At 33.6% G+C, this 25,104-nt stretch carries 23 protein-coding genes; 17 read left to right on the top strand and 6 right to left on the bottom strand.

What is annotated here, in order from left to right; translation table 11 throughout:
• Positions 1 to 60: 60 nt before the first annotated feature.
• The gene (locus tag GQR94_RS11220; RefSeq protein ID WP_158975589.1) at positions 61 to 1,263 is read right to left on the bottom strand and encodes a vWA domain-containing protein; all 1,203 of its coding nucleotides are present in this window, start codon (positions 1,261 to 1,263) and stop codon (positions 61 to 63) included.
• A 217-nt stretch (positions 1,264 to 1,480) separates the two neighbouring features.
• Here GQR94_RS11220 and GQR94_RS11225 point away from each other — a divergent pair, with 217 nt between their 5' ends.
• The 7 genes from GQR94_RS11225 to GQR94_RS11255 all read left to right on the top strand — a co-directional run bounded on the left by GQR94_RS11225 (position 1,481) and on the right by GQR94_RS11255 (position 11,438).
• A complete protein-coding gene (locus tag GQR94_RS11225) occupies positions 1,481 to 3,682 on the top strand; it encodes a histidine kinase (protein ID WP_158975590.1) in 2,202 nt (733 codons plus the stop codon).
• A 30-nt stretch (positions 3,683 to 3,712) separates the two neighbouring features.
• Entirely contained in the window at positions 3,713 to 4,444 is a 732-nt protein-coding gene (locus GQR94_RS11230; RefSeq protein ID WP_158975591.1) for a LytTR family DNA-binding domain-containing protein, read from the top strand.
• A 33-nt stretch (positions 4,445 to 4,477) separates the two neighbouring features.
• Positions 4,478 to 4,990 carry a gamma carbonic anhydrase family protein gene (locus GQR94_RS11235; RefSeq protein WP_158975592.1) on the top strand — a complete coding sequence of 171 codons (513 nt, stop codon included), beginning with the start codon at positions 4,478 to 4,480 and terminating at the stop codon, positions 4,988 to 4,990.
• 63 nt (positions 4,991 to 5,053) lie between these two features.
• Positions 5,054 to 5,938: an ACP S-malonyltransferase gene (gene fabD, locus GQR94_RS11240; RefSeq protein ID WP_158975593.1), complete on the top strand. Its 885-nt coding sequence runs from the start codon at positions 5,054 to 5,056 to the stop codon at positions 5,936 to 5,938.
• A 249-nt stretch (positions 5,939 to 6,187) separates the two neighbouring features.
• Positions 6,188 to 8,500, top strand: coding sequence for a gliding motility-associated C-terminal domain-containing protein (locus tag GQR94_RS11245; protein WP_158975594.1), 2,313 nt, complete (start codon positions 6,188 to 6,190; stop codon positions 8,498 to 8,500).
• A gap of 19 nt (positions 8,501 to 8,519) precedes the next feature.
• The gene (locus GQR94_RS11250; RefSeq protein ID WP_233268278.1) at positions 8,520 to 9,494 is read left to right on the top strand and encodes a type IX secretion system membrane protein PorP/SprF; all 975 of its coding nucleotides are present in this window, start codon (positions 8,520 to 8,522) and stop codon (positions 9,492 to 9,494) included.
• A gap of 9 nt (positions 9,495 to 9,503) precedes the next feature.
• Positions 9,504 to 11,438, top strand: coding sequence for an OmpA family protein (locus tag GQR94_RS11255; RefSeq protein WP_233268279.1), 1,935 nt, complete (start codon positions 9,504 to 9,506; stop codon positions 11,436 to 11,438).
• Between the two features lie 70 nt (positions 11,439 to 11,508).
• On the opposite strand, the gene GQR94_RS11260 is transcribed toward GQR94_RS11255, so the two are convergent.
• On the bottom strand, positions 11,509 to 12,144 hold the full coding sequence (locus tag GQR94_RS11260; protein ID WP_158975596.1) for a vancomycin high temperature exclusion protein: 636 nt from the start codon (positions 12,142 to 12,144) through the stop codon (positions 11,509 to 11,511).
• A gap of 131 nt (positions 12,145 to 12,275) precedes the next feature.
• Between GQR94_RS11260 and GQR94_RS11265 the strand changes: the two genes are divergently transcribed.
• Both GQR94_RS11265 and GQR94_RS11270 read left to right on the top strand, forming a co-directional pair.
• Positions 12,276 to 13,856: a S41 family peptidase gene (locus GQR94_RS11265; protein WP_158975597.1), complete on the top strand. Its 1,581-nt coding sequence runs from the start codon at positions 12,276 to 12,278 to the stop codon at positions 13,854 to 13,856.
• Positions 13,857 to 14,129: 273 nt separating this feature from the next.
• Entirely contained in the window at positions 14,130 to 14,351 is a 222-nt protein-coding gene (locus GQR94_RS11270; protein ID WP_158979576.1) for a hypothetical protein, read from the top strand.
• An 83-nt stretch (positions 14,352 to 14,434) separates the two neighbouring features.
• On the opposite strand, the gene GQR94_RS11275 is transcribed toward GQR94_RS11270, so the two are convergent.
• From GQR94_RS11275 to GQR94_RS11290, 4 genes are all read right to left on the bottom strand, one after another.
• Positions 14,435 to 15,415 (bottom strand): succinylglutamate desuccinylase/aspartoacylase family protein, encoded by a 981-nt coding sequence (locus tag GQR94_RS11275; protein WP_158975598.1) that lies wholly within the window; start codon positions 15,413 to 15,415, stop codon positions 14,435 to 14,437.
• Complete coding sequence (gene rimK / locus GQR94_RS11280) at positions 15,405 to 16,280, bottom strand: 30S ribosomal protein S6--L-glutamate ligase (RefSeq protein WP_158975599.1); 876 nt, start codon at positions 16,278 to 16,280, stop codon at positions 15,405 to 15,407. The genes GQR94_RS11275 and rimK overlap by 11 nt, the downstream gene beginning before the upstream one ends.
• Positions 16,281 to 16,619: 339 nt before the next feature.
• On the bottom strand, positions 16,620 to 17,195 hold the full coding sequence (locus tag GQR94_RS11285; RefSeq protein ID WP_158975600.1) for a phosphatase PAP2 family protein: 576 nt from the start codon (positions 17,193 to 17,195) through the stop codon (positions 16,620 to 16,622).
• Between the two features lie 89 nt (positions 17,196 to 17,284).
• The gene (locus GQR94_RS11290; RefSeq protein ID WP_158975601.1) at positions 17,285 to 18,169 is read right to left on the bottom strand and encodes a phosphatase PAP2 family protein; all 885 of its coding nucleotides are present in this window, start codon (positions 18,167 to 18,169) and stop codon (positions 17,285 to 17,287) included.
• A gap of 327 nt (positions 18,170 to 18,496) precedes the next feature.
• On the opposite strand from GQR94_RS11290, the gene GQR94_RS11295 reads away from it, so the two are divergent.
• The 8 genes from GQR94_RS11295 to GQR94_RS11330 all read left to right on the top strand — a co-directional run bounded on the left by GQR94_RS11295 (position 18,497) and on the right by GQR94_RS11330 (position 24,573).
• On the top strand, positions 18,497 to 19,786 hold the full coding sequence (locus tag GQR94_RS11295; protein ID WP_158975602.1) for a M14 family metallopeptidase: 1,290 nt from the start codon (positions 18,497 to 18,499) through the stop codon (positions 19,784 to 19,786).
• 282 nt (positions 19,787 to 20,068) lie between these two features.
• Positions 20,069 to 21,421, top strand: a complete 1,353-nt coding sequence (locus tag GQR94_RS11300; RefSeq protein WP_158975603.1) for a site-specific integrase — start codon at positions 20,069 to 20,071, stop codon at positions 21,419 to 21,421.
• A 331-nt stretch (positions 21,422 to 21,752) separates the two neighbouring features.
• Positions 21,753 to 22,019 (top strand): helix-turn-helix domain-containing protein, encoded by a 267-nt coding sequence (locus GQR94_RS11305; RefSeq protein ID WP_158975604.1) that lies wholly within the window; start codon positions 21,753 to 21,755, stop codon positions 22,017 to 22,019.
• Positions 22,020 to 22,092: 73 nt separating this feature from the next.
• On the top strand, positions 22,093 to 22,353 hold the full coding sequence (locus GQR94_RS11310) for a hypothetical protein (RefSeq protein WP_199271477.1): 261 nt from the start codon (positions 22,093 to 22,095) through the stop codon (positions 22,351 to 22,353).
• Entirely contained in the window at positions 22,343 to 22,894 is a 552-nt protein-coding gene (locus GQR94_RS11315) for a hypothetical protein (protein ID WP_158975605.1), read from the top strand. The genes GQR94_RS11310 and GQR94_RS11315 overlap by 11 nt, the downstream gene beginning before the upstream one ends.
• A 59-nt stretch (positions 22,895 to 22,953) precedes the next feature.
• The gene (locus GQR94_RS11320; protein WP_158973676.1) at positions 22,954 to 23,265 is read left to right on the top strand and encodes a transposase; all 312 of its coding nucleotides are present in this window, start codon (positions 22,954 to 22,956) and stop codon (positions 23,263 to 23,265) included.
• Positions 23,265 to 24,161, top strand: a complete 897-nt coding sequence (locus tag GQR94_RS11325) for an IS3 family transposase (protein WP_233268281.1) — start codon at positions 23,265 to 23,267, stop codon at positions 24,159 to 24,161. Before GQR94_RS11320 ends, GQR94_RS11325 begins: the two co-directional genes overlap by 1 nt.
• Positions 24,162 to 24,222: 61 nt before the next feature.
• Entirely contained in the window at positions 24,223 to 24,573 is a 351-nt protein-coding gene (locus GQR94_RS11330; RefSeq protein ID WP_158975606.1) for a hypothetical protein, read from the top strand.
• The last annotated feature ends 531 nt before the right edge of the window (positions 24,574 to 25,104 follow it).

Below are 25,104 nucleotides of genomic sequence, written 5' to 3' on the forward strand. Positions count from 1 at the left end.
ATATATAGAAAAACCTGTAGCTCATGCTACAGGTTTTTTGCTTTTCATTATATCATTAATTTATTCATCCCACTTGTAATTCTTCATTTCTGCTTGCTTCTTTATAGCAGATAACATCGCATTTTCAAGTTCGCCTTGATTTTGATCTGTTTGGTTTTCTGCTATGAACTGCTCACGTTTTTTATTTAATTCTCTAATTTCAGATTGGATGGCAGTACGTTCTTCTTTTTTATTACTGATGTAATTTTTAATTTCTTTGTCAGACTTATTTTTTAATTCCACAGGTAATTGTTCTTTCTCTAATGTTGAGGTATCAAAGGTTTCCTCATCTGCGGCATCAACCAAATCCCAAGTAGCATTGTTATATAATCTAGAACTCTTACTAACCGCTCTTTTTACAGCCACGGCTTCTTCTACTTCCATGGCATTTGAATCTTGTGTATATTGTTTTTGCAGATTAGCTTGTCCTAAACTACCGTAAGCAATATAGGTTGTGTTTAGTTTTGCATTTAGTTTTACAATACCTGCATCGTATGGTGTGTCTATATGCACTATATGTTTGTTGTGATCAATTGCCATATAATCTCCGCCAGTTAAAAGTGCGCCGTTTTTCCATTGGCTAGAAACACCTTGTTGGTATCCGCCACAAAAAATAGTGTTGATCACCACATCTTTTTCTTTTGCATTTGTTACAGCGTCTTTATAGTTTAGTTTTCCTTGTGTAAAAGGTTCGTTTCCTGCGATAAATATCATTTTTAAGTTATCTGCATTTTTACCCCAATCTAATTGATTTAAGGAGGTTTGTATCACTTGGCCACAATATTCTTCGCCACCGTTAGTGCGCAGTGAAAATAGTTTTTCAGAAATTTCATCTAAATCTCCACTAAAGCCTAGTACTTGTTGTATGTAACCTTCATGAGACGATAAATGATCATTTCCGTATTGGTATAAAGCAATCTCTAAGTTTGGTCTTATGTAATCATGATTATCGTCGTTGCCACAGCGAGCCTTTACATAAGCAAATTTGTTTACGATGTCCCATAATTGTGCTTTAGCTTGGTCAATGAGTCCGTCCATACTATTGCTAGTATCTAGTAGTAAGGCAATTTTAACCGTATTGTTTATGTGTTTATGTTCGTTCGTATGTGCTTGCGCCATGATTGGGGCTATAACGTCTTTCTTTTTAATCATTTCACAAGCATTCATTGTTGTAACGCTAAACGCTAAAAAACCTATGCCGATAATTCTTTTCATGTTTTTCATTTTTTTCTAAGTTTAAATTGTTTTATTCCGATTGTAAAACTAAAAGCAAACTTATTTAGATAAAATAAGGAATGAGGGAAGTACTCATTTCAGTGAGTGAAGTTGTTTTCTAAATTTGTAAAGCCTACTTATCAGTGCTAAGTTTATAGGAATCAACAATTATAGCATTTTTTAATACCATGAAAAACAACTAAGTTTATCCTCTATTTAATGGATAATGAATAAAAGTAAGCACCTATTTTTTACGTTTTTCTTATTTTGTTTTGTGGCTTTATCACAAGCGCAAAGTCAAAGGTCTAGTTTTGAAATAAAGGGTTCTGTACAGGGTGAAGAAAATAGAGAACCCATTTCTGGTGTCTCGGTTACTACAAGTAGTGGGGGTTACACGGTGACTAACGGTTTGGGAGAATTTAAAATTAAAGCAATCATAGGAGATCAATTAATGTTTGAAAGTTCTTCCTTTGAAACCGTCATTCATACCGTAAAAACCTCCGAAGATGTAGATGTTCGGGTAAGAGATTATGTTCCGGAGAGTAAAACTTCTTCGATGTCATCAAAAAGCAGAAGCTCTACGTCTATTCAGCAATTATTAGATTCAGCAAACTATTATAAAAAAACAGATATTGAAAAAAGTATTGATTTCGTTACAAAAGCAATTGTTCAAATCGGGAAGGATGGAAATAAAAATTTACTTTCAAAATCATACACTACGCTAGGCGAAATCTACCAGTATCATAAACAGTATGATTTAGCGGTAAATAGCTTTAAAGAAGCACTTTTGGCAGCGGATGCGATTAAGACAGAGCTGCTATTGGCTCAGAGTTATTTAGCGAATAAGGAGTATAGAAATGCACAATCATTATTTTTAACGCTAGGAAAAAAAACGTCACTTTCAAGCTTTCAAAAAGCACAAGTGTATGAAGGACTAGGCGATGCTAATAAAGGATTGGGCGCTACGGATAAAGCTATTGAGAACTATTCATTAGGTCTGAACTTGGCTAAAAATAAATCTATAACCCCTAAGATAACGGATTTAAATTCTAAAATTGCCGATGCCTATGCGGATGATAATCAACTAGAGGAAGCTGAGGTTTATTATGATAATTCGCTAGAACTTTCTGAGAATGAAGCACCACAAAGGGCTGTTCAGGAGAAAGAAAAAGTGGCCGATTTTTACAATAAAAGAAATGAATATGATAAAGAAGTTAGTCTTCGTAAAAAGAGTTTAGAAGATTTAAAAGGCTTGAATTCACCTCAGCAAAAAGTAGCGAAGACCTCTGGTGTAAACACAGGGTCTGATTCTATTTCATCACAACGTATCAAATATAAAATTGGAAATGCTTTATTGTCGCAGCGCAAGTACGATCAAGCAATACCCTATTTGCAAGAAAGTATAGATGAAGCTAGTGTAGATGATGATTTAGTAGTACAAAAAGATGCCACACGAAAGCTTTCTGAAGTATATAAGTATCAAGGAGATTTTAATAAAGCATTAGAAACCTACCAAGAATATGTAAGTATTGTAGATACGTTGTATGTGCGGAAGGAACAAGAGATTTCTAGAGCAACACGTTTGAATAGAGAGATAGCAACGAAACAAAATAGAATTTCAGGATTAGAGAAAGAAAGAGAGTTGTACCAGAGTAAGTATGATTTGGTATTAACCAGTGAACAATTAGTAGAACGCCAAAAATGGTTAATCTATTCACTAGTTTTTGGAATGCTTTTATTGGGCTTAACAACCTATTTTTTCTATCGCAGTAACAAACAGCAAAAATTAGCGAACAATTTATTAGCGTTAAAATCTTTGCGATCACAAATGAATCCGCATTTTATTTTTAATGCGCTGAATTCTGTAAATAATTATATCGCTAAAAGCGATGAAAGAAGTGCCAATAGGTATTTGAGTGATTTTTCTACTTTAATGCGTGCCGTTTTAGAAAACTCAGAAGAAGATTTTATTCCGTTAACTAAAGAAATTGAATTACTAGAGCTTTACACAAAATTGGAGCATTCTCGGTTTGCGGATAAATTTGATTATGAAATAAAAATTGATAAGGATATAGATGTAGCTTCGTATCAAATTCCTCCTATGCTGTTGCAACCTTACATTGAAAATGCCATTTGGCATGGACTTCGGTATAAGGATGAAAAAGGCTTTTTAATGATTGATGTTAAAAATAAAACCAAAAGTAGCATCGAAATAACTATTTCAGATAATGGAATTGGGCGTAAAAAATCTACGGAACTAAAAACAAACAATCAGAAAAAACAAAAGTCCAAAGGTATGGGCAATATTAAAAAGAGAATAGATATCCTTAATGACATGTATAAGGATAAGGTCGACGTTTTTATTTCTGATTATAACGAAGATGGGACAGGAACAAAAGTGATTTTTTTACTAAAGAAAGATCAATAGGGAAAATCAATCTATAAAAAAATAATTAAAATGAAATTGAAAGCAATTCTAGTAGAAGATGAAGCCAATAGTAGAGAGATTCTGCGTAATTATTTAGCTAAATATTGTCCTGAAGTAACTCTTGTTGGCGAAGCATCTACTATAAAAGAAGGCTTGGATTTAATTCATAAAAACGAATTAGATCTTGTTTTTCTAGATGTAGAGATGCCTTTTGGTAATGCTTTTGATTTACTAGAGCAAATACCAGATAGAACTTTTGAAACTGTATTTGTAACGGCGTATAATAATTATGCTATTGAGGCATTAAATAATCATGCGGCATATTATTTAATGAAACCTATAAGTATAGATGAATTGATTAAAGCAGTTGATTATGTTAAGGAAATTCGTCTAAAAGAAAATGCCTTAGAAGATAAAATTTTAAAGCCTAAGTTAAACACGGTAGAAGGCAAAATAACGATACCGCAACAAGATGGTTTTCAAATTTTAAATGTTGCAGATATCATGTATTGTAAGGCAGATGATAATTATACCGAAATATATGTAAAAGACAAGAGGATAGTGGTGAGCAAAACTCTAAAGTATTTTGAAGAGGCCTTATCTGAATTTTCTTTTGCTAGAATTCACAAATCTTACGTGGTTAATGTAAATGAAGTTGTAAAATACGTAAAAGGAAAAGGCGGTAGCGTGCTGCTTTCTAACGGAAAAGAACTTTTGGTTTCTGCATCTAAAAAGAAAGATTTATTAGCTTATTTTGAATAGGCATTGGTATTTTAAATGAATAAAAATAATAGTATGATTATAAAAACAATAAACGGAAATACACCAGTGATAGGTGAGGATTGCTTTATCGCTGAAAATGCGGTGATTGTGGGAGAAGTATCCATGGGCAATCAATGCAGTGTTTGGTATAGCGCTGTCCTTAGAGGCGATGTGCATTATATTAAAATGGGGAATAAGGTTAATATTCAAGATGGTGCGGTGATACATGCAACTTATAAGAAGTCGCCAACTACAATTGGTAATAATGTATCTATAGGTCATAATGCTATTGTTCATGGATGTACCATACATGATAATGTTCTTATTGGAATGGGGAGTATTGTTATGGATGATTGTATTGTAGAAAGTAATAGTATAATTGCAGCAGGAGCAGTACTAACAAAAGGAACTCATGTGCCTAGTGGTACAATATTCGCTGGAATGCCTGCTAAAAAAATAAAAGATATTAGTCCTGAATTAAGTTCAGGGGAAATAGATAGGATTGCGGAAAGTTATGTGATGTACTCTGGTTGGTTTAAGGAATAGCGACTTTAGATTCAAAATAAATATTATCACTATTTTTACCGCATAATTAAAAGAATTGAAACGATGAATGCATATATTTTTCCAGGACAGGGAGCACAATTTGTAGGAATGGGGTTAGACCTTTATGAAAAATATCCTATTGCTCAGCAACTTTTTGAACAAGCAAATGAAATATTAGGCTTTAGTATTACAGATATTATGTTTGAAGGTACGCCTGAAGCTTTAAAGGAAACTAAAGTAACTCAGCCAGCTATTTTTCTTCACTCTGTGATATTGAGTAAAGTAATGGGAGATACATTTAAACCAGATATGGTAGCGGGCCATTCATTAGGTGAGTTTTCTGCTTTAGTGGCAAACGGTACCTTAAATTTTGAAGACGGACTCAAGCTAGTTTCACAACGAGCATTAGCCATGCAAAAAGCCTGCGAATTAAAACCGAGTACCATGGCTGCGGTTTTAGCTTTAGCAGATGACGTTGTAGAAAAAATATGTGCAGAAGTACCCGGAATAGTTGTTGCTGCAAATTATAACTGTCCAGGTCAATTAGTTATTTCTGGAGAAGTAGAAGCAGTAACTATTGCCTGCGAAAAAATGAAAGAAGCGGGTGCTCGTCGAGCACTAATGTTACCTGTAGGTGGTGCTTTTCATTCTCCATTAATGGAACCTGCGAGAGAGGAATTAGCAGCTGCTATTGAAAACACAGTATTTAATACTCCTTCTTGTCCTATTTATCAAAATGTAAGTACAACAGCAATTATGGATGCCGATGAAATAAAGAAAAATCTTATTTCTCAATTAACAGCTCCTGTGAAATGGACACAGAGCGTGCAACATATGATTGAAGATGGTGCTACTCAATTTATTGAAGTAGGACCTGGGAAAGTTTTACAAGGTTTGGTTAAGAAGATTCATCCAGGTGCTGAAGCTAAGTCTGCTGAAATTGTTTAAACGATTTTAGAGTGCATGGTTATACCGATGAAAGGTGTATTTCACCCCTTTTATCGGTTCAATAATCGATATTTTGAGTAATATTGGGGTCTATTTTAAATGCCGCAAAATTTGTATGTAATTTTGTTTTTTAAGAAATAAAATACTATAACCATGAATACCCTATACCAACCAACTTATAAACTCTGGTGCGCAAATTATTTGACGCAGGTAATGCTTGTAATCGGATTTATATGTTTACCAATCTTTATGTCGGGTCAATCTACAGTAGTAGTTACCGCAACAGATGCAATCGCTACAGAAGGGACACCAGCAAATGATACGGGTGTTTTTGAAATAGATTTGGGTGCTGTAAATAATACAGGCAGTACTGTAACGGTAAATTTTATTCTCAGTGGTACTGCAACTTCAGGTACAGATTATGCAGATTTAGGAACTAGTGTTAGTATTGTAAATGGAGCAAGAACAGCTCAATTAACCGTAGTTCCTGTAGATGATGCTTCATTTGAAGGGAATGAAAGTGTGCAGATTAGATTGGAAAGTACGGACAACGGAGATTTTACAATAGCAGGAAACTCAAGTAGTAGTGCTCTGATTATATTAATAGATAATGATGGTTGCGGAGCAGGAGATGACGCTCCAAGACTTAATAGTAGTACGCTAACAAATTATTGTTCTGGAGTTGAGGTAGATTTATCTAGTTTTGTTGATAGTGCCACCCCTGCTGGGACAACATTACGTTGGAGTACAGATGCAAATCCAGATCCAGACGATGAGGCTTCATTTTTAGACTCTTCAATTATATCAACTGATGGAGATTTTTATGGATTTTATTATGAGGTTTTAAATGGTAGAACGTGTATTTCTCCTGTTTTAAGTTTGCCAAGTATTAGTTTTGATACAGCACCTTCCTTAGGTAGCTTAAGTAGTAATAACCAAGCGTGTAACCAAGGTTTTAGCGGTACTACTTTGGATTTAGATTTAGCACTTACAGGAGAAACTCTGGGTGGTGTATGGAATTTGATCGATAGCCCAGAAGGGCAGACCACAACTATAAATGGTGGCAATAGAGTCAATTATAGCGGGCAACCTTCTGGTTCGTACGTATATACTTATACTCCAAACTATGCTGGAGCACCTTCGTGTCCGGTTGAAAGTATTGAGGTTACTATTTTTGTTACAGAATGTACCCCATGTGATGCAGGAAACACGCCTCCTCAGTTAAATACTGACGTGCCAACAGAATTTTGTGTCGTCGATGGGGAGACTATAAGTCAAGATTTAGCATTATATACAGACAGCACAGCTCCATCAGGGACCCGATTGGTTTGGAGTAGAAGCAATGATTATACGAGAATGGATGTGTACTTAACATCTACAGTGGTTTCTCAAGAAGGAACTTTTTATGCCTTCTTTTTAAATGATGAAGGAACTCCAGATGATAGTGATGACGATTGTGCAAGTCCTGTTCTATCTGTGTCAATTATAATCAATGAAAAACCAGAAATAACGGCGACAGAAAATGCATTATGCTCGGAGGGGATTATGACCTTAGAAGCTACTGCAACAGATGGGAGTACTATTAACTGGTATGCAACAGAAACAAGTACAACACCTTTAGAAGAAAATACGGGTAGTTTTACTACGCCAAACTTAACACAAACTACAACCTATTATGCAGAGGCGGTATTAGGTAATTGCCCATCTGATCGTATACCTGTAATTGCAACAATTAGTAATGAGCCTGTAGTGCAAGCATCAACAACGCCTTTAAATGTATGTAATGTTGCCGATGCAGATTTCCCAACAGTAATAGATTTAAATTCAGGACTTACTCAAAATGTATCAGGGACATGGGAAATAGCGTCTGATCCTACTAGTGCATTAACAATTTCTGGAACAGATACGGTAGATTTTATTAATGCTCCAGAGGGTAACTACACATTTACATTTACAACAGATACTGCAGTAGCACCTTGTTCAGATGCTTCAGTAACCATCACGGTAACAGTGGTAGCATGTGTTTTAGATGCAGACTTAGATGGATTAACAGATGCGGAGGAAAATACACTAGGTACAAACCCAGATAATGATGATTCTGATGATGATGGTATTTTAGATGCTGTTGAGGTAGGTGATGATGTGGATAATCCTTTAGATGAAGACAGTGACGGAATTATAGATGCTTTAGATTCTAATGTTCTTGATAGTGATTTGGATGGTGTGGTAGATCAATTAGACCCTGCGAATTTTAATCCTTGTATCCCAAATACTGCAGCAGGTGCTTGTGATAGTGAATGTGGAATTCTCTTTAATCAGTTTTCGCCAAATAGTGATGGTGTTAATGATTTTCTGACCATTAGTTGTATCCAAAGCTACCCTGATAATAGCATAGAAATTTTTGACCGTTACGGGAATCAAGTATATAAAGAAGTACGTTATCAAAATAACTGGGATGGGACGGGTAAGAATGGAGATCTTCCAAAAGGAACATATTATTATGTTTTGAATTTAGGTGATGGCACACCAATAACCAAAGGTTGGATTCAAATTATAAGATAATATGCAAAGCACTTTTAAAATGAAAAATTTGAATATAAAAATCGTTACGGTACTTGCATGTTTATTGGGAATAATAAATTTTTCCTATGGGCAGCGAGAGCCGCAGTATACACAATACATGTATAATATAGGTAGCTTTAACCCCGCATATGTGGGTACTGTTGAAAATACAGAAATAACAGGTTCCTATAGAGCGCAATGGATTTCTGTTGATGGTGCACCAAAAACAATGCGTTTAGGTGTTAACTTACCTTTTTCGAATAAAAAAAACGGACTAGGGTTAAATATTATTAATGATGAGTTAGGCCCGTCAACACAAACGTATTTTGATGTAGCCTATTCATTTCAAGTTAAAGTTTCTGATAATACAAAGCTTTCCTTTGGAGTAGATGCAGGAGGAGCATTATTAAATGTTGACTATACAAAAGGTAATTTTGAAGTTTTAGGAGAACCGCTTCTAAATTCAGAAAACTCATTAAATAAATTCTACCCAACTGTGGGTGCTGGAGTATTTTTATATGGAGACAATTGGTATACAGGAGTTTCTATTCCAAATTTTTTAACGGATATCGTGTACAATGATGAGGTTTCTGTTTTTATTGAAGATAAACCTCAATTTAATTTTATAGGAGGTTATGTTTTTGATTTATCAGACGGACTTAAATTTAAGCCTGCTATACTTTTAAACTATTTAAAAGGACTGCCTCTAAATGCTAATCTTTCTACAAACTTTTTAATTAATGATGTGGTTACGTTAGGAGCTGCATACAGATTTGATAATGCCGTGAGTGGTCTGGCAGGAGTACAAGTTTCCAATAGCATGTATGTAGGGTATTCTTATGATTATTCTGTCAATGGTTTTTCAAGTTATAACGATGGGTCTCATGAAGTTGTTCTTAAGTTTTTCTTAGGTAGAGGAGGAGATAATAAGAATAAAAATAACGGAAAAGCCAAAGGGAAACCAAAACAGATAGATACACCAAGATTCTTTTAACTATAAAGCATGAAAATGAAACTAAAAGCCATCCTATTATTTCTACTGATGTTTAGTGTATTTAGCTATGCGCAAAATAAATCTAAAGGAGATAATTTCTTTTTTGAGTATGCTTACAAAGATGCTATTAAAGAATATACCAAAGAGCAAGTTAAAAAAAGTTTAACCAATCAGCAGTATTTAAACCTTGCCGATTCATATTTAAAAACTGGTAATTATTCTAAAGCAGCAGCGCTTTATGAAAAGCAATATCAAAAAGATACCACTTTAGCGACGCCGTATATAAATAAATTACTCTTAGCTAGTAGTAAAACAAAAGATAGGGAAGAGTTTCAGAGCTATACTTCAAAATTTTCAAAATTCTTCTCCAAAGAATTGATAGATAATTCAGAATTTAATTTTGAAATTTTAGAGAATAATACTGCTGAGAATCAAGAATTTTTACTTTTTAATTGTTATTTAAACAGTCCACAAGCCGATTTTTCTCCAGCATTTTACAAAGATGAATTGTTATTCACGAGTGGGCGTACTAAAGAGAAAGGGAAGATTTATGCACCATCTGGGGAATCTTATTTAGATATTTATTCTGGTAAAATTCAAGCCGATGGCGATGTGACTGTGCCCAAAGTATTTAAGAAGGTGTCAAATTCTAAGTATCATAAAGCAACACCTTACTTTTCTGAAGCATTGAATGGTATCATCTACATGCTATCGAACGCGGATGGAGACAACCTGCTTTTTGATGAAAATGGAAAGAATACATTAGCCATTGGCTTGGTGAGTGAAAAAGGAAATTTTGAATATTTATTAAGAGACTTAAGTACATCTTTCTATTATCCATACTATGATGCAGCAACAAGTAAGCTCTATTTTGCTGCAAATTTCGAAAGTGGATTCGGAGGAACAGATATTTATTATGTACATACGAGTAACGGACAAATTATGTCTGCACCAATAAATCTTGGTCCAAAAATTAATTCTTCAGGGAATGAAATAGCACCTTTTATTTTTGAAGGGAGTTTGTTTTTTTCGTCTGATATTTTTTACGGTCTAGGAGGAATGGATATTTATACGTCTAATATGTCTGTTGACGAGTTTAGCACACCTGTAAATCTAGGTAGAGGAATCAATAGTACTTATGATGATTTCGGATTTGTCTTAAGAAAAAATGACACTGATGGTAGCTATCTTGGTTATTTCTCTTCCAATAGAGAAGGCGGTAAGGGTAATGACGATATTTATGGATTTAAAGTCGATGAAAAGCCAGGTTTAAAAACGATAATTGTCAAAGGATTAGTGGTGAACCCTGCAAATAATCGAGGTATTGAAGAAGCAAGTATTACACTATTTGATGAAAATGAAAATATACTCAAACAAACTTTAAGTGATGTAGCGGGTAATTATCAATTTGAAATACCATTTCGTAAAGGATATTCTGTAAAGGCTTTTAAGAAGGGTCATGGGCGTTTTTACGCCGCGTTTCAGAACGATCAGGATGCAGAGGCAATCACTGAGCATTTAAAAATTGGTTTGCCTTTCATTCAGGATGTGGTTGAAGAAAAAGAAGACAAAACCGTTATTAAACTTCAGAAATTTTATTTTAGCAAAGGGTCTAGTACAATTACTCCCGCAATTGCTAAAGAGTTAGATAAGGTTGCAGCAATTGTTGTTAATTTTCCAGAAATAGAACTGAAAGTAGAATCGCATACCAATAGTCGTGGTAGCGGTGTAAAAAACTTATCACTTTCTCAAGATAGAGCTAGTGCGGTTAGAAAATATTTATTAAGTAAAGGTGTTTTAAGTAAAAACATCGTGGAGTACATCGGGTACGGAGAAAACTTAGTATTGAACCAATGTAAGAATGGTGTTTATTGTTTAGAATTTTTACACAATCAGAATGATAGAACCTTAATTACAGTGCTTAATTACGAGGAGTTAAATTAAGAGGTGTAAACAAAATATATATTAAGAGTGTTGTTTTTTGTTAGCGCTTAACTGATGGATTTCTTATGGTTTATTTTATAACTATTTTTTCTCCATAAAATTTAGGTTGCTTGTTCGTGAGTAAATCTAAGAATACTTTTACCCGAGCAAAATATTCTCTTAATTGCACTTTTAGCCCATTTCTTCCAGAGATGTCTTTAGCATTAAAGCCTATTGCTTTTAGTCCTTTTTTACGCGCAAGATAAATGGCCCTGTCATTATGAAATTTCTGAGAAATTACAGTTACTTTGTCTAATCCAAAAACATACTTAGCCCTTACCATGGAATCTAATGTTCTGAAACCAGCATAGTCTAGGAATATTTTTTCTGCGGGAATTCCTGCTTTCATTAAATCCTTTTTTATAGCTTCAGGCTCATTGTAATAGATGCTTCCGTTATCGCCACTCACAAGTATGAATTCAATTTTTTTAGCCTTGTACAGGGCTACAGTAGCCAATATTCTGTTCGAATAATAAGGGTTTGGATGACCGGTGGTAAGTTTTTTTGCAGTTCCTAAAATTAATCCAACTCTATTTGTAGGTGTTTTTTCTACGGAAGTATAGGTTTGTCCTATTGTTGCAGCATTAATTACGTAATTACAGGTAAACAAAGTGCCTAAGAATAGCACCATGCAGACAGCAATTACTTTAAGAATTTTTTTAAGCATATTTTCTAAACTTAGGAATAAAGATAATTAAAACCTTATTCTATAAGTCCTTTTCTAGTAAAATAGTATTTTCAGGTTTTAATACTTTATTTCTAGCCTTTTTAAGTTTAGTGGCATTTATCAATATAATTATGAAAGAACGGTTTCTTATTTTCTTGTTGTTTTTATTTCTTACTTCTTGTGTAAGTGTAAAAAACTATAACAATCAAATTGCAGAATTGCATTCGGTAGAAGAACTCCACCAAGATGTAGATTTTGCCTATTATAAACTGATAAAGTTGCATCCAAGATTATATCAATTTATTACAAAAGAACAATTAGATGACAAGTTTGATAGTTTAAAAATAGCGATAAACACGCCGATGTCTAGTACAGATTTCTATAGGATGTTAGCTCCTGTGGTCTCTGAAGTTAGGCAGGGACATATTTCTATTAGTCCACCATTTTCAAAATTCACAAGAAAAGAACGAAAATCACGAAGAAAGAATAAGTTTGAATTTTATGATTTGGCATTTGAACAGGTTAACGATGCTTTTTTAATTCATGACAATTATGGACTAGATAGCACCATCGTTGGTTCGGAAGTTTTAGAAGTAAATGGGGAGCCTATAGAACAGTTGCTCGCTAATTATGAGCATGTATTTTCTTCAGATGGGTATAATACTACTTTTAAAGATAGGTTTGTCGCCTTGCGATTTTCAACTTTTTATTTACGCGATAAAGGGCGCCTAGATAGCTTGGAGTTAAAACTAAAACATAAAGATTCTATTTTTACGAAAATGCTAAGGACTATTCCAAAAGACTCTTCAAATGTAAAGAAGATGCCAAAAGATTCTACGGTAAAAGAGCCAGTGTTAACCAAGCTAGAAAAAAAGGATAAAAAACGTTTGGATAGAATTAAAAGGAAAAACAATAAAAAGTATGGGTACCAAAACACGAAAAAGCAATTTACCCGTAATTTTAGATTTCTAAAGCAAGACCAAGATATTGCTTACATGAAAATTAGGGGGTTTTCTAATGGGAAATATTCAGATTTTTATAAGGAGTCTTTTCAGAAAATAGACTCAGCAAATGCAAAAACACTGGTTTTAGACCTCCGGGATAATACTGGAGGTAGGTTAGATGAGATAGCACTTTTGTATTCTTACTTGACCGATGAAAAATACCAATTTATTAAAAAAGGAGAGAGCATGACACGGTTTCCTTTTCATAAAGCATTATTATCTCGTAGAAATCCTTTTGCCCTTAATGCATTGGGGGTTCTTGTAGCTCCAATTACCATTCCTTTGGAGTATAGCAGAACGCATAGAAAAGATGGTGTATTGTATTATAAATTTAGAACATCTAAACAAAATAGAAAGCCAAAGGAGCTTAATTTTAAAGGTCCTATTTATGTGTTAATTAATGGCAATTCTTTTTCGGCATCTTCTATTCTCTCAACGGCATTGAAAGGATCAAAGAGGGCTACGTTTGTTGGGGAGGAGACGGGGGGTCACTATAACGGAACAGTTGCAGGGATTAGCAAATTTATTCAATTACCAAATTCTAAGGTTACGATAAGTTTTGGATTATTGCACATACAATCACCTTATGAGAATTCAGAAAAAGGCTATGGTATTAAGCCTGAGGTGGTTATTGTTCCAACTGAAGAAAATAGATTAAATAACGAGGATCCAGAATTAGAATGGATAATAGAAAAAGTGAAACAATAATACTTTTGTTTTTAAGTTTATTAAATTACCTAAGATTCATAAGAACTTCTTATATTTAAATAGGGTTATAGTATTACTAATTGTAAAAATTAGAGTTTAGTGTACTTAGGTATTTTGTAGATTTGTTTATAAGATTTTAAACTTTTTAACTAATTTACTTGCATTAATTGTGGAACTAAAATATGTTTGAATTTTAAAAGAAAGGGTCTTTAATTGTTATTGTATTTGAAACAAAATGATTTTATAGACAAGGTAGATTTAAAAAATGTAGCTATGGATGTATTAGAAAAAGCATTAGAATTTGAAGGGCGAAAGATGTCAGGAATGACAACGAGCGATAGAGTAGAAGCTTCAAGAGAAGTTAAAACCTTGATATTAGCACTTAATGAAATATACAAGGAAAGTAAGGATACTGAGTTGATGGACGTTATGAAACGTTTGACCGTAATTAAGCGTAAAATTGATAAACGTTTAAATGGAAAGCTTGTGTTGTAACAATTTTTCGGTATTTACATATAAAGGCTCAAGAAATTTTTTCTTGAGCCTTTATTGTGTCTAAGAATATTTTTAGAATGAAGTTAGTCTAACTTCACTTCACTTTTGGTTATATGAACAATGGCATCACCTTGGTTTACAATAGGAGATTGATTCACGCATATCACGTGACCTGCAAAAGTTGCTTTTTGTTTTTTCTCAAAATACCCGAAAGGATCTGATAAGCTCCCTAGATTATCACCTATGTTTACATATTGACCCAGTTGAACTGTTGGGTGGAAAAGTCCAGAAAACTTCGCTCTAATCCATGCTGAATCCTCGACCAAATACGTTGTCTCAGCAGGGGATTTTAAGAGGGCTATTTCCTTTTGAAAATTACGCATCCCTAATTCTTGCATAACTCTAAGCGTTCCTGTTAGTCCAATTTTGGAAACTTCATTGTTTATGTTTAAAGACTTACCTCCTTCAAATAGCAATACTTTTTTATTAAGCTTGTAAAGTGTTTCTCTAAAAGATTTTTCTCTTTTAGCTGATGCAATAATAAAACGAGTACCAAATTTTTTTGCTAGTTCAAGACTCTTTATGTCATTTTTACCAATTCGGATTTGAGGTGCATTAAAACGACGATCGCCTCCGGTATGAAAATCAATACAGTAATCTATGTTGGGCACAATTTCTTTTACGATATGGTAGGCAAATCTACTAGCTAATGAACCCCGGAGACTACCTGGAAATACCCGATTTAAATCTCGACCATCTGGGAATTCTCGCGTCTGACTTAAAAATCCGAATACGTTTACAACAGGGATGCAGATGACCATTCCAGCTGTTGGAATATGGTATCTCTCAGCTATAATTTTTCGGACTATTTCAACGCCATTAATTTCATTGCCATGAATACCTCCTGTAAGTAGTATTGTTGGGCCGGCTTGCTTACCTCTAGATACAATAACGGGGACTTCTATAGTTGATCCTGTATGTAATTTTGCTATGTTTAAAGATAATTGGTGTGTTTCACCTGGTAAGACTACTTGGCCTAAAATCTTTACTTTTTTATTCGGCATTTCTTTCAACGTATTTAATAATATGTCCTGCAATATTTTTTCCTGTGGCAGTTTCAATTCCTTCTAATCCCGGAGAAGAATTTACTTCTAAAATTAACGGTCCGCGAGCAGATTGCAACATATCAACACCAGCAATTCCTAATCCTAATGATTTGGCAGCTTTTAATGCGGCATTTTCCTCTTCATCTGTCAACTCAATAATATTGGCAGAGCCACCGCGATGTAAATTAGACCTGAACTCACCTTCTTTACCTTGCCTTTTCATAGCGCCTACGACTACACCATCGACTACAAAGGCTCTAATGTCTGCGCCTTTTGCTTCTTTTATAAATTCTTGCACAATAACTCTTGCTTGCAATCCATTAAAAGCTTCTAGTATAGATTCTGCAGAATTACGGTTGTCTGCTAAAACGACTCCTAGTCCTTGAGTGCCTTCTAATAATTTAATGACTAAAGGAGCGCCCCCTACTTTGTCTACAATACCACTCACTTCTTTAGAGTAGTTACTAAAAACTGTTTTTGGTAAGCCTAAACCAGCTCTAGATAAAATTTGTAAACTTCTTAATTTATCTCTTGACCTAACCAAGGCTTGAGATTCTGTAGCAGTAAAGACCTTCATCATTTCAAATTGTCTCACAACTGCGGTTCCGTAAAATGTCACTGAAGCGCCAATTCTAGGGATGACTCCGTCTACATTGGTGATCTCTTCTCCTTTGTAAATGATGCCAGGTTTCTTTTTTTCAATGACCAAGTCGCACTTTGTATGATTAATGACAAGCATTTCATGGCCTTTTTTTTCACCGGCTTCAACAAGTCTTTTTGTGGAATATAAGTTTTGATTTGCAGATAGAATTACAATTTTCATGTTTAGTTTCTTTGGTATATAATTTAAAATTTAAGGAATATGTTTAATAGTTAAAACAGTATGAGTTTTAAATATATGGAATTGTGATAGCATTACTTAATACCTCGATGCGAGTATGAAGATAAGGGATGTTTCTTTGCGTCTGTTGGCTATTTTTGTAGTCTTTGCAATCAATTGTTTCTGGTGTCAAATGTAGTCTTTAAGAGCAATTAGTTTGTTGTTTCTAAACCTTGCTAAAGGCAAATTCAGATAAGGTAGCTATAAAAAACTTTAAATGAATACTCTTTTAAGTTTTTTTATTTTCAATATAAGGCTAATTTCTGACGCGTTAAATAATCATTATACGTTTTTAAATATTTTTAGCTTTTGAACCAAAGTTGCAAATAACCAACCGAAAAATACACCGAAGCTTAAGCCTGTTAGGACATCTAACGGAAAATGAACTCCAAGATATATGCGACTATAGCAAACAAGTAAGCTCCATGGAGCTAAAAGAAAGAGCACTAGCTTATTTTTTCTAAAAAAAACAACGCTAAAGTAGCTGGCGAGTGCAGATGAATTGGCAGCATGTGCCGAAAAATAACCAAACTTGCCTCCACAATGATTTTTTACATTCCTTACTAGATCCCTTATCGCATCATCATGGCAAGGTCTTAATCGTGCTACGCTATTTTTAAAAATTATGGATAATTGTTCTGTGCCAAGGAGTAATAGGATAAGTGCAGCTAAAATATAAGCGGTATTCTTAAGTCCAAACGTTCGATACGTGTAAAATAATAACAAAGAATAAATGGGGATGGTGATAAAACTTAAAGTACGCGATAAATACACCCAAAATCCATCCCATACAGGTGTGCCCAGCCCATTTAGGTATAAAAAAAGCTCTTTATCTATTTTAATAAGTTCTTCCAGCATAGGGCAGTAAAACTATTTGATAATTTTTAGCGTATAAAATATATTGGTCATAAATCCAAAGCTATAAAGGCTTTCTATAGCTAGTAAAACTAGAAGCGTGCTACAACGCCTAGAGTTCCAGGCCCCAGATCTAAGTTCCAACTTACCTTTTTTGTTTGATCATTATATTTTTCACTGTATCGATTGTCTAAGTAACGATCAATAGACTCTACTGTAAAAATACTAATAGCGACACCTAGAGCAACATCGGTTAACCAATGCTGTCCGTCCCACATTCTAGATACTCCTGGAATTAAGCCTACCGTGTAAATCCCTGCTTTTACCCATGGATTTTTAAACTGTTTACCTATAGCGTAAGCATTTGTAAAAGCTAACATGGTATGGCCAGAAGGAAAAGAATGGAAATTTCTGCTTGGATTGAAGGGGTCAAAAGTATCTTTAGTTTTTCCACTTACAGGGCGTGCTCTACCCACAAGAGATTTAGTTAACTGTTGTAGCAATCCTGCAGAAGTGGCAGAAGCAATCAATAAAACTCCAGTACGTCTCAGTTTTTCATTCTTAGTAAATAAGCCTGTTAGGTATAGCCCTCCTGTAAACATGTAATTGTATTGCGGACTTCCAAATTCACTGCCATAATCTCTTATGAATTGTGGAATCCCTTCTTTTTGCCTTATAGAAAACTCGGAAGTTTCCTTATCAAAAATATACAATACACCTGTTCCGGCGATAACGGTACCAAAAGTTCCCCATTGTTTTCCTTTCCAATGCAACGGTCTTGTATAGGAATAGCCAACCCCTCCAAAAACGCTGCCTAAATCATATTTAAAAGACTGCCAATTAGTTGCTGTGGTATCTGAAAAATTTGGCGTTTGAACTAGCGTTAGGTTTTGCCCTTGCGCATGAATAAAGCCTCCCAGTAAGAAAAGTAAAATAGGAATTATTTTAAAAACCTTATTGGTTTCTTGATTTAGCATATGTTTTTAAATGATAATATGATGAGGTTGTAATTGGCAAAAATAATAGTTCGCCCTGTCATTTTCAATTCTTTTTTAAGATAACTTGTATATGTAGGAACTTAAAGTGAATAAATGGATCTAGTAATACGTGAAATTGATTGTATTTGATAGATGTTGTCGTGAATAATGTAAGGCACGGGATTTACTTTTTATCCTTGTGTGTATTTATGATTATTGAAATAAAAATTCCTTTAATTATCTTATTCTGAATTCAGGTGATATAATGGATGCTTACGTAATTTTTCTTGTATTTTTAAGAAGAAATAATTTTAAGACTATTTAAAAATGAGGAAATTTATTTTTCTATTTACTTGTATCAGCACTATTTTTCTTCAGGCACAAGATGTAAAAAAAGCAACAGTATATGCAGGACAGGGAGAAACGGTAATTGTACCCACAGATGCTAAGCCAACCCAAAAACAATGGAAAGGAAACTTCACTTTTAAAGATAGTGATGTTATTTTTTCTAATGATTTCGATGGAGCGCGATTGAACGGAATCATTAAAGAAAATGATAGTACGTTTATCGCTTTAATTACTTCAGAGAATACACCTATAAATATTAGTCCGTGGTATGCGTTTAAAGTAGCCTCTAAGGAGCCAAAACAAATAAATGTTACACTTACCTATCAAGAGGGTATTAAGCATAGGTATTACCCTAAATTAAGTGATGATGGTGAGAATTGGGAGGTTTTAGACAGTACTAATTATACCGCTTACGAAAAAGGTAATGCTGATTTTGGTATGGGCTCCTTGCCGTTATCGGTAACTTTAAAGTTGAGTGTTAGCAATAAGCCGCTATGGGTTGCAGGTCAAGAATTGGAAACTTCTGCTAGCGTACGAGAATGGGCAACGGACTTAACTACTAAAAAGGATATTACTTATAGCAGTATTGGAAAAAGTAAAGAAGGAAGGGATATGGGGCTTTTGTCTATAGGGAAGGCAGATTCAAAAAACATGATCCTGATTATTTCTAGGCAACACCCTCCTGAAGTAACGGGGTATTTGGCAATGAAAGCTTTTGTAGAAACGCTTACTTCAGATAGTAAGCTGGCCCAAAAATTCAGAAAAAAGTTCGGCGTATTTGTGGTTCCATTAATGAATCCAGATGGTGTAGATAATGGACATTGGAGGCACAATCTAGGGGGTATAGATTTAAATAGAGATTGGGCTAATTTTAATCAGCCAGAAACAAGTGCGGTTAGAGATTTTATGGTAGCGAAAGAAAAAGAAACGGAAGGTAAATTTTATTTTGGTATCGACTTTCATTCCACTTGGGATGATATTTATTATACTATTGATTCTAAATACGAAGGGAATATGCCAGGTTTAGTCCCTGATTGGCTAACTGCAGTAAAAGCAGATTTACCAGGCTATGACCCAAACATTAAGTCTAGCGACAAACTACAACCCACGGCAGTGTCTAAAAATTATTTTTTTGTAGCCCATGAGGCAGAAGCTTTAGTGTTTGAAATAGGGGATAATACGCCTAGAGATTTTATTAAAGAAAAAGGAGAAGTAAGTGCAAATAAGTTAATGGAGTTAATGCTTTCTCGATTAAAGGAAGGTAAATAGTCCATCATATCATAGTATAAAAATAAAAAACCCTTGAAAATCATAAGATTAACAAGGGTTCTTGTACTCGAGGCGGGACTTGAAGGTATTGAATTTAATATTTCTTCAAACTCTTTAAAAAATGCTGGTAAGCTTATTAAAATAAGAAATATTTGTATATTTTCAATATGTGAAATCTCATAACGACATCTAATAAAGTTTAAATGATCTTAAAATAGGTTGACTAAATGTTGATTAAATATTATTTTGATCTTATTTTTGTACAATCAAATTTTATTAATAATGGCTACAGTTAAATTTCAACTCCAAAGTAAAAAAGATAACTCACCAATTTATTTAAGGTTGTCAATCAATAGAAATTTAGTGATCAGAAGAAAAACTGGCCTATTTATTAATTTTTCTGATTGGAGTTCCAATACATCCTTGCCTAAACAAACTACTCCAAGTAATAAAAATACATCTAGTCAGCTGCAAAAACTTGCTGTAGTAGTTATAGATAAGTTTAATGATTCTAATGCCAAAGGTGCTGAAATCAACGGAGAATGGCTGCAACACTGCATTGAAGTATATTTCAAGAGGAAATCTGAAAACGGTATAAGTGAGTTGCTTACAGATTCCATTGTCAACGTAATTGATACTGCTAATACTAGAGAAAATTCTCAAAAGGGTATAGGTCTTTCAAAAAGCAGAATAAATTCATATAAAAATTTACTTAACATTATTAAAATTTACCAGGGCAATAAGTTTTTTAAAGTCAAAGATGTGGATATAAAATTTGGTAAAGATTTCTTAAACTGGATGCTAACAGAAAAAAATTATTCTGAAGGTTATGCTAGAAAAAAGATAGATGATTTGAAAACAGTATGTAGTGATGCGGGTATTTATGGTATTGAAACTAGTTTGCAATTGAAAAAGGTGAAAGGAGGTAAACCAAAAAATGAAAATATTCTTTATTTAAACCCTGACGAATTATTGAAAATAAAGAGTACAATTTTCATGCATGAATCTTTAATAAATGTCAGTAAATGGATTCTTCTTGGGTGTAGCATTGGCCAAAGAGGAGGAGATCTATTAAGTCTATCAAATGATAATTTCATCAATAGAAATGGTTTAGATGTTATCGAGTTGAAACAGCAAAAAACAGGTAAGGATGTTACTATTCCGGTATTGCCTACTACCAAAGAAATACTTGAAAGTGGGTTGCCTCATCAAATTTCCTTACAAAGACTGAATGAAAAAATAAAGGAAGTGTGCAGATTAGCGAGTATTGATGAGTTTGTAAAAGGTGGTAAGATTATGATGGTTGATTCAAATGGTAAAGAGATTTTGAAAGATGTTAATGGTAATTATCTCGAGAAAGGGGTGAAGCGGAAAGTCAATGGACTTTATCCTAAGTATGAACTGATGACATCACACGTTTGTAGGCGCTCATTTGCTACAAACTTATACGGTGTATTGCCAACGGCATTAATAATGCGAATTACGGCCCATAGTACAGAAAAAATGTTTCTCAATTACATTGGTAAAGGATCACTTGATTATGCACAGCAAATAGCAGATTTCTATACTTTACAAACATTAAGAGAGAAAAAAGAGGGTAATATGACGGTTGTTAAAAATGCAATAAGCGAATAAATATGCTTCCGAAATTAGAGTTTTATATTATAATTCTTTAGTTTTGCTAAATAATTAGAGTTCTTCTAAAATCCTGAATTACATACTCAGGTACTGAATATTTCAGCATCTTTTTTAAAGTTGCGCAACAATACATAGCAATAGTGCTATTTCAAAATGTCCTATTTAAATACGAAGGAAGTTTCAATGCTACTGGGTGTAACTGCACGAACAATTGCAAAAAGGGTTGAGACCGGAAAGTTGAAGCCTTTAAATCCTCAACATTCAACTGGATATATTTTTTGTAAAAAATATATTGAACAGATTGCTTCAAACAAAAAGGAGGTGTCTAATGGATAATCCATTTCAAATTCTCGATCAAAAAATAACCTCACTTGAAGCAATCCTTATTGAAATCAGAGGGGTTGTAAAGCCTCCTGAAGTCGTTGAACCTATTAAATACCTCACTCGAGAAGATGTGGCAAACTTGCTGCAGATAAATGTAAGTTCAGTTTTTAATTGGACCAAAAAAGGAACATTAAAATCATACCAATTAGAAGGTCGAATTTACTATAAGCTTCATGAAATTGAAGAAGCTATGACTTCACTACAAAAATAAACCTCAACTGATTGAGCAACAGTTGAGGTTCTTGATATTTCGTCTTTTATGACAATTTATGACAAATTTAGCTATGAACAAAGCTATAGAAAAAACCACACAATTAAAAACCATCTTTCACTATCTTCAAAATAATGTTGCAACTGCAACAATGGTTTCTGAGGCAACGCGAGTTCCTCAAAAATCCGTCTGCCGCTACAAGCGTGATCTTGAATTAAAGGGATTACTTTATGAAGTTGAGAAGAAGCCTTGTAAAGTTACAGGATTCAGTGCCTGGTATCTTAGTGCTAACGCACTCTTAATAACTAAAAATAATACCGATAATGGCAAGTAATAAAAAAAATGACGCAAGTAAGTCGGTCCTCAATGGTTACAATCTCACTAGAAGTTGGTTTAACTACAAATCCAATAATCCAATGCAATTAAGATCCATTCATGCAGAAATGTTCTTCTACATAGTTGATTTATGGAATAGGGTTGGTCAGAAAGAAATTTTTGGATTACCAACTGACGCTACCATGGAGGCTTTAGAGATTAATAGTTACAAGACTTATAAAAAAGCATTGGACAAATTAATTGAACATGAATTTATCATTGAAATTCAAAAATCTAAAAATGTTTATGTAAGCAGGAAAATAGCATTAGGAAAAATTACCAACGTAAATACCAGTGCTATTGACAAAGCTAATATCAATGCAGTTACCAATGAATATACTTTTGAAAATGCTGTTGAAACTACCATAATAGATAAACAAAAGAACAAGGAACAATATAACAAAGAACAATATAACAATTCTCTTATGTCAGAAATTAAAATTTCAGACTTGGAAGAAGAAAAATTGAAGTCTTATTTTCAAATAGCTGAAGCTTACTAGTTTAGCCCCTAATAAGTTCGGAGTGATCTTTTAAATTTCAAACTTAATATATTTGAGATATGAAATACAAGAAATGGACCTTAGATCAGAAGTTAGAAATTCTCTCTAGTTCAGAAGAGATCGGCATCATAGAAGCCTGTCGTAAATACGGAGTTAGTACAGGTACTTTTTATAGTTGGAAGAAGAAACATGAGAGTCAAGGAGAAGCAGGCTTAAAAGTCATCTATGATACTAAAAGTAAAGAACACAAGCAGGCAGAAGAAGAAAACCGAATACTACGTAAGCTTCTAAGCAATAAGGAAATTGAATTAGAAGTACAACGAGAACTTTTAAAAAAAAAGTTTGGAACGTCCGATCCAAGAAAGATTTAGTGAATGCTGTTTATAGCAAGCATAAAATTAGTAAAACCAACATAATTAATATGGTAGGGATGGTTCATAGTAGCTATTACCGTACTCCCAGTTTTGGTAAAAAGGGTAATACTCCTAGTAAACTCACCTATCATAAATCTAGAGGTTGGGTTAATCAAGACGCTCTTATTGCTTCTATAAAAGAGATTTTAAGTCATGAATTTATAGATTGTGGTTACCGATTAATGACTTCTTACTTAAAAAAAGAAGCATACCTGATTAATCATAAAAAGCTCTACAGAATTATGAAAGAACAGGGAATGCTAAAACTAGAGAATCGGATAAACAGGAGTGGTTCTGGGCGTAAATTTGTAAAATTCAGAAAAGTAAATACCTCAAGACCAATGGAATGTTTAGAGATGGATATAAAGATGGTATGGATTCCTAATGTGGGTAAAAACGCTTATTTATTATCCATCATAGACGTACATACTCGTAGAATATTAAAAGACTATTTTTCTTTTTCTATTAAACAGGATAAGGTGATAGCGTTTTTATCAGAGTTGTTTGCAGAATACCAATACCCTGATAACGTTGTTATTAGAAGTGACAACGGTAGTCAGTTTATTGCAAATAATGTACGTGAATACCTTGGACTAATTGGGGTTCAGCAAGAATTTACACATATAGCCACACCAGAAGAAAATGCGCATATAGAAGCCTATCATGGAATACTAAAAAAAGAAATTTTTAAAAGAGTGGATTACACATGTTTTGGGCAAATTGAACAAATCTTAAAAAGGTATGTGACTTTTTACAACAATACTAGGTTACATGGGCTCTTAGGGCGTATTACACCAATGGAAAAATGGAACGCTGATAAACACCTAATTCTAATGAAAAAAATAACAGCTTAAGCTATAATCGAAATTTAAAAGATTACTCTTGTTTTATAGGGGTCAAAACACTTACAGAAATTTGTTTATTAAAAATCAAAAAGAAAAAGGTGCTTCTGCTTCAAATCAGGAAAAAGCAAAATTCATAGCTTATGTAAATCCTATCCGGTTGATGATGGAAAATGATAGTGTTTCAAAAGATCAATTGACTATTGTTTTTAATTTTTTAAAAAGCAATGAAGGTGAATTTTGGAAATCAAACATCCTTTCAACTTCAAAGTTGCGTGAAAAGTTCAATCAATTAATTATGAAAGCAAATGAAAAAAAATCAAATAACAGTTCAGGACAATCAGACCAATCAGGGGCAAGTGATGAATTTAGAAGAAAGACGGCAGAAAGACTTGGTATCGATCTCGATAAATATGAAATTTAAGTTTTTGAAAGTGGGTATGTGACATTATGCGCACTATAGAAAATATAGAGATTATTCTAGTTTAAAAATATAGCAGATTACTGTGTCTGAATTGTGAGATGCTAATCAAGCTATAAAAAAAATCTTAATAACAGTAATAATCATGAAGGAATCAGAAAAAGTCAGTAAAGAAGAAATTGAAAGAATTGTGAATTCTTTGACTTATGAAAAAATATAAAAAACACAAAAAAATGATATTGAGGACATTGTAAATGGAATATTATAAATCATGAAATCATGAATATTAAGGAGATAGAAAAAAGAAAATTGATTTTTGAGAATCGAGAAATCTTTAAGAAAATAGAAGGGCAAATCAAGGGGTGCATGCCGTTTTTAAACGATATCCGGCATGGTTCTGAAAAGCTTTTAATTGGTGAATTTTCGAATGAAATATTTCATAAATTGATTAGTAGGCTATTCAATAATTCGAAAGAGAAATGTATTAAACATTTGAATGCATAAATTATTATATTAGTTAATAATGTGTGAAAA

It is taken from the genome of Cellulophaga sp. L1A9, from assembly GCF_009797025.1.
Taxonomy (GTDB): domain Bacteria; phylum Bacteroidota; class Bacteroidia; order Flavobacteriales; family Flavobacteriaceae; genus Cellulophaga.

What these genes read in the sequence shown, in the direction of transcription:
- GQR94_RS11295 (WP_158975602.1), top strand. Translation starts at nt 18,497, where the DNA reads ATGAGGAAATTTATTTTTCTATTTACTTGTATCAGCACTATTTTTCTT.
- GQR94_RS11265 (WP_158975597.1), top strand. Translation starts at nt 12,276, where the DNA reads ATGAAAGAACGGTTTCTTATTTTCTTGTTGTTTTTATTTCTTACTTCT.
- fabD (WP_158975593.1), top strand. Translation starts at nt 5,054, where the DNA reads ATGAATGCATATATTTTTCCAGGACAGGGAGCACAATTTGTAGGAATG.
- GQR94_RS11255 (WP_233268279.1), top strand. Translation starts at nt 9,504, where the DNA reads ATGAAAATGAAACTAAAAGCCATCCTATTATTTCTACTGATGTTTAGT.
- GQR94_RS11290 (WP_158975601.1), bottom strand. Translation starts at nt 18,169, where the DNA reads ATGCTAAATCAAGAAACCAATAAGGTTTTTAAAATAATTCCTATTTTA.
- GQR94_RS11310 (WP_199271477.1), top strand. Translation starts at nt 22,093, where the DNA reads ATGAACAAAGCTATAGAAAAAACCACACAATTAAAAACCATCTTTCAC.
- GQR94_RS11300 (WP_158975603.1), top strand. Translation starts at nt 20,069, where the DNA reads ATGGCTACAGTTAAATTTCAACTCCAAAGTAAAAAAGATAACTCACCA.
- GQR94_RS11270 (WP_158979576.1), top strand. Translation starts at nt 14,130, where the DNA reads ATGGATGTATTAGAAAAAGCATTAGAATTTGAAGGGCGAAAGATGTCA.
- GQR94_RS11285 (WP_158975600.1), bottom strand. Translation starts at nt 17,195, where the DNA reads ATGCTGGAAGAACTTATTAAAATAGATAAAGAGCTTTTTTTATACCTA.
- GQR94_RS11320 (WP_158973676.1), top strand. Translation starts at nt 22,954, where the DNA reads ATGAAATACAAGAAATGGACCTTAGATCAGAAGTTAGAAATTCTCTCT.
- GQR94_RS11220 (WP_158975589.1), bottom strand. Translation starts at nt 1,263, where the DNA reads ATGAAAAACATGAAAAGAATTATCGGCATAGGTTTTTTAGCGTTTAGC.
- GQR94_RS11235 (WP_158975592.1), top strand. Translation starts at nt 4,478, where the DNA reads ATGATTATAAAAACAATAAACGGAAATACACCAGTGATAGGTGAGGAT.
- GQR94_RS11260 (WP_158975596.1), bottom strand. Translation starts at nt 12,144, where the DNA reads ATGCTTAAAAAAATTCTTAAAGTAATTGCTGTCTGCATGGTGCTATTC.
- GQR94_RS11315 (WP_158975605.1), top strand. Translation starts at nt 22,343, where the DNA reads ATGGCAAGTAATAAAAAAAATGACGCAAGTAAGTCGGTCCTCAATGGT.
- GQR94_RS11230 (WP_158975591.1), top strand. Translation starts at nt 3,713, where the DNA reads ATGAAATTGAAAGCAATTCTAGTAGAAGATGAAGCCAATAGTAGAGAG.
- GQR94_RS11305 (WP_158975604.1), top strand. Translation starts at nt 21,753, where the DNA reads ATGGATAATCCATTTCAAATTCTCGATCAAAAAATAACCTCACTTGAA.
- rimK (WP_158975599.1), bottom strand. Translation starts at nt 16,280, where the DNA reads ATGAAAATTGTAATTCTATCTGCAAATCAAAACTTATATTCCACAAAA.
- GQR94_RS11245 (WP_158975594.1), top strand. Translation starts at nt 6,188, where the DNA reads ATGTCGGGTCAATCTACAGTAGTAGTTACCGCAACAGATGCAATCGCT.
- GQR94_RS11250 (WP_233268278.1), top strand. Translation starts at nt 8,520, where the DNA reads ATGAAAAATTTGAATATAAAAATCGTTACGGTACTTGCATGTTTATTG.
- GQR94_RS11275 (WP_158975598.1), bottom strand. Translation starts at nt 15,415, where the DNA reads ATGCCGAATAAAAAAGTAAAGATTTTAGGCCAAGTAGTCTTACCAGGT.
- GQR94_RS11225 (WP_158975590.1), top strand. Translation starts at nt 1,481, where the DNA reads ATGAATAAAAGTAAGCACCTATTTTTTACGTTTTTCTTATTTTGTTTT.